This is a genomic window from Phenylobacterium sp., from assembly GCF_028290885.1.
In the GTDB taxonomy this organism is placed as follows: Bacteria; Pseudomonadota; Alphaproteobacteria; order Caulobacterales; family Caulobacteraceae; genus Phenylobacterium.
Genome location: NZ_JAQGIZ010000055.1, coordinates 1 through 3,161, shown reverse-complemented (window position 1 = coordinate 3,161; position 3,161 = coordinate 1). Strand labels below are relative to the sequence as shown.

Below are 3,161 nucleotides of genomic sequence, written 5' to 3'. Positions count from 1 at the left end.
GACGTCGCCGCCGCCCGCGAGGGGCAGGGCGCGCTGGCCGGCTCTCTGGAGGCCCTGGCCCGCGCCACGACGCTGGACGGCGGCGCGGCGCTGGCCGCCCGGGCGCAGCGTGAGCGGGTGCGGCTGCAGTTGAATTGATGGGTTTTGACTACGATCTGGATCGCGCGCCAGTGATGTTGGAGCAACCTCGCGCGCAGTTGACCTTTTTCGCGACAGTCATGGTCGCGGGCACGCTGCTTTGGGCCACTTTTGAGCGGCACGTGACCAGCCGCTCCGAGTCGGCAGGGTATATATCGGGCACCGTCTTCTTCACATTGATTTCGATCGGCGCGGTCGCCGCTGCATTTCGGCCGAGCCGTCTAAACATTGCGGCTGAGGGTCTGACCTTCCGCGGCACGTTTGCCAGCTTCACTTGGCAGTGGAGCGAACTCAGCAAGATCAGTGTCATCTCGCTCAGAGGAATGTCGGGCGTGCGGTTCGACTTTGCGAAACCCCTAACGTTTGGGCAGCGGCTTGCACGGGCTTGCGGCATACCCGGATATGGTGGTTTGCCGACCGGGTGGCCGCTCGGCGCCACAGAACTGTCGAAACTTCTGAACGACGCGAAGACGCGCTGGGGCTAGCTGCCCCTGGCGACTTGAGGGTGCATTCGCACGAATGCTGGAAAGCCCTGAAGCCCATGGCGGATTTCGAGCTGCGGCTCTGGGCTTAGTCATCCTCCGGTCGCGCGAAGACGCGATCCGGGGGACCCAAGCGGCCTCGCCACATTCTGCAACTCAGCTTGGGTCCCCGGATCAGCTTTCAGCTGACCGTGGGATGACGATTGGGGGGGTGAGAAAGGTCGAAGGTGGCGCTTCCCGGCCGCACCGCCTATCTCGCTAAGCTCAAGTCGCCGGGGAGTGCTCCATGTCTTTGAAGGTCGCGGTGCAGATGGATCCCATCGAGGGGATCAACATCGAGGGCGACACGACCTTCCTGATGATGGAATCGGCCCAGGCGCGCGGCCACAGCCTGTTCGTCTACGTCACCCAGACGCTGGCCATGGAGGATGGGCGGGTGTTCGCTCGCGGCCGCGACGTCACCGTGCGGCGGACCAAGGGCGACCACGCCACCCTGGGCCCCTATCGCCGCGCCGAGCTGACCGAGTTCGACGTGATCCTGCTGCGCCAGGACCCACCGTTCGACATGGCCTATATCGACACCACCTTCCTGCTGGAGGCGGTGCATCCGAAGACCTTGGTGGTCAACGATCCGCGCGAGGTCAGGAACGCGCCGGAGAAGCTGTTCGTCACCCAGTTCCCCGACCTGCAGCCGCCGACCCTGATCTCCAACGACCGCCAGGCGATCGCCGACTTCCGCAAGCGGCACGGCGATGTGGTGCTGAAGCCTCTGAACGGCCGCGGCGGCTCGGGCGTGACCCGCCACCTGGCCGACGACCCGAACCTCGAGGCGCTGCTGGAGATCCACGCCGAGCTCAGCCCCGAGCCGGTGATCCTGCAGAAATTCCTGCCGTCGGTGACCAAGGGCGACAAGCGCATCCTGCTGGTCGACGGCGAGGCCGTGGGCGCGATCAACCGCGTGCCGCTGAAGGGTCAGATCCGCTCCAACCTGGCGGTCGGCGGGCGCGCCGAGGCCGTGGAGCTGACCGCCCGCGACCGGGAAATCTGCGCGGCCATAGGGCCGGAGCTGAAGCGCCGCGGCCTGCTGTTCGTCGGCATCGACGTGATCGGCGACTACCTGACCGAGATCAATGTCACCTCCCCCACCGGCGCCGTGGCGCTGAAGACGTTCACCGGCGTCGACGCCACCGATGTCCTCTGGCAGCGGGTTGAAGCGCTTCGGACTCTGGCATAGCTTGTTTTGCGAAGACCCTCCGGCAAGTTACGGAAACGTCTCACTTTCCCCATAGGTTCTATTTTTGTTCTTGATCTAGCCCGCGCGGCGTGCTGCTTGTTGTGGATAAGTGAAGCTTGACCACAAGGGCTGGGGATGGCCGCGCGAGTTGTAACGGTGGCGTTTCAGGGCGTGGAGGCGCGCCGCGTGGATGTCGAAGCGCAGTTCACCGGTGGCGAAGTCCGGTTCTATCTGGTCGGCATGGGCGATAAGGCGATCTCGGAAAGCCGGGAGCGCGTGCGGGCCGCCTTCTCCGGACTGGGCCTGTCGCTGCCCAGCCGCCGCATCATCGTCAACCTGGCGCCGGCGGACCTGCCCAAGGAGGGCAGTCACTACGACCTGCCGATCGCGCTGGCCATCATGGCCGGCATGAACGTGATCCCGCCCGATGTGCTGGACGACTGGGCGGCGGTGGGCGAGCTGTCGCTGGACGGCCGGATCACGCCGGTCGCCGGCGCCTTGCCCGCGGCGGTGGCGGCCGGCGCCATGGGCCTTGGGCTGATCTGCCCGGAGGCCTGCGGACCCGAGGCGGCCTGGGCCGGCGGCACGCGAATCCTGGCGGCGCCGTCGCTGATCGCGCTGGTGAACCACTTCCGGGGGACGCAGATCCTGTCGCCTCCCACAGTCGGGGCCATGCGCGACGCTGAGCGGGTTCCGGACCTGCGCGAGGTCAAGGGCCAGGAGAACGCCAAGCGGTCGCTGGAGATCGCCGCGGCCGGCGGTCACAACCTGGCCTTCGTGGGGCCGCCGGGCTCCGGCAAGTCGATGATGGCCGCCCGCCTGCCGGGCCTGCTGCCGCCGCTGACGCCGGAGGAACTGCTCGAAACCTCGATGATCCATTCGGTGGCCGGGCTGATCGCCAAGGGCGAGCTCACCCGCGCGCGGCCATTCCGCAACCCGCACCATTCGGCCAGCATGGCGGCGCTCACCGGCGGCGGCCTGAAGGCCAAGCCCGGGGAGGTCAGCCTGGCGCACAACGGGGTGCTGTTTTTAGATGAGCTCCCCGAGTTCCGCGCCCAGGCCCTCGACAGTCTGCGGGGCCCGCTGGAGACCGGCGAGGTGGTGGTGGCCCGCGCCAACGCCCACGTCCGCTATCCGGCCCGCGTGCAGCTGGTGGCGGCGATGAACCCCTGCCGCTGCGGCCTGGGCGGGCCCGGCCGCGGCGCCTGCGGCCGGGCGCCGCGCTGCCAAACCGACTACATGGGCCGCATCTCCGGCCCGCTGATGGACCGCATCGACCTGCAGGTGGAGGTGCCGCCGGTCACCGC

General features: G+C 67.9%; 3 protein-coding genes. All 3 read left to right on the top strand.

Annotated elements, in window-relative coordinates; genetic code table 11:
• The first annotated feature begins 137 nt into the window (after positions 1-137).
• Positions 138-623 carry a hypothetical protein gene (locus JWP28_RS04690; protein WP_299540526.1) on the top strand — a complete coding sequence of 162 codons (486 nt, stop codon included), beginning with the start codon at positions 138-140 and terminating at the stop codon, positions 621-623.
• Between the two features lie 283 nt (positions 624-906).
• Positions 907-1,854 carry a glutathione synthase gene (gene gshB / locus JWP28_RS04685; RefSeq protein ID WP_299540524.1) on the top strand — a complete coding sequence of 316 codons (948 nt, stop codon included), beginning with the start codon at positions 907-909 and terminating at the stop codon, positions 1,852-1,854.
• Positions 1,855-1,989: 135 nt separating this feature from the next.
• A partial coding sequence (locus tag JWP28_RS04680) for a YifB family Mg chelatase-like AAA ATPase (protein WP_299540521.1) occupies positions 1,990-3,161 on the top strand: 1,172 nt, incomplete at its 3' end.

Excerpts from the sequence above, each read along its gene's own strand:
- gshB (WP_299540524.1), top strand. The coding sequence starts at position 907 with ATGTCTTTGAAGGTCGCGGTGCAGATGGATCCCATCGAGGGGATCAAC.
- JWP28_RS04690 (WP_299540526.1), top strand. The coding sequence starts at position 138 with ATGGGTTTTGACTACGATCTGGATCGCGCGCCAGTGATGTTGGAGCAA.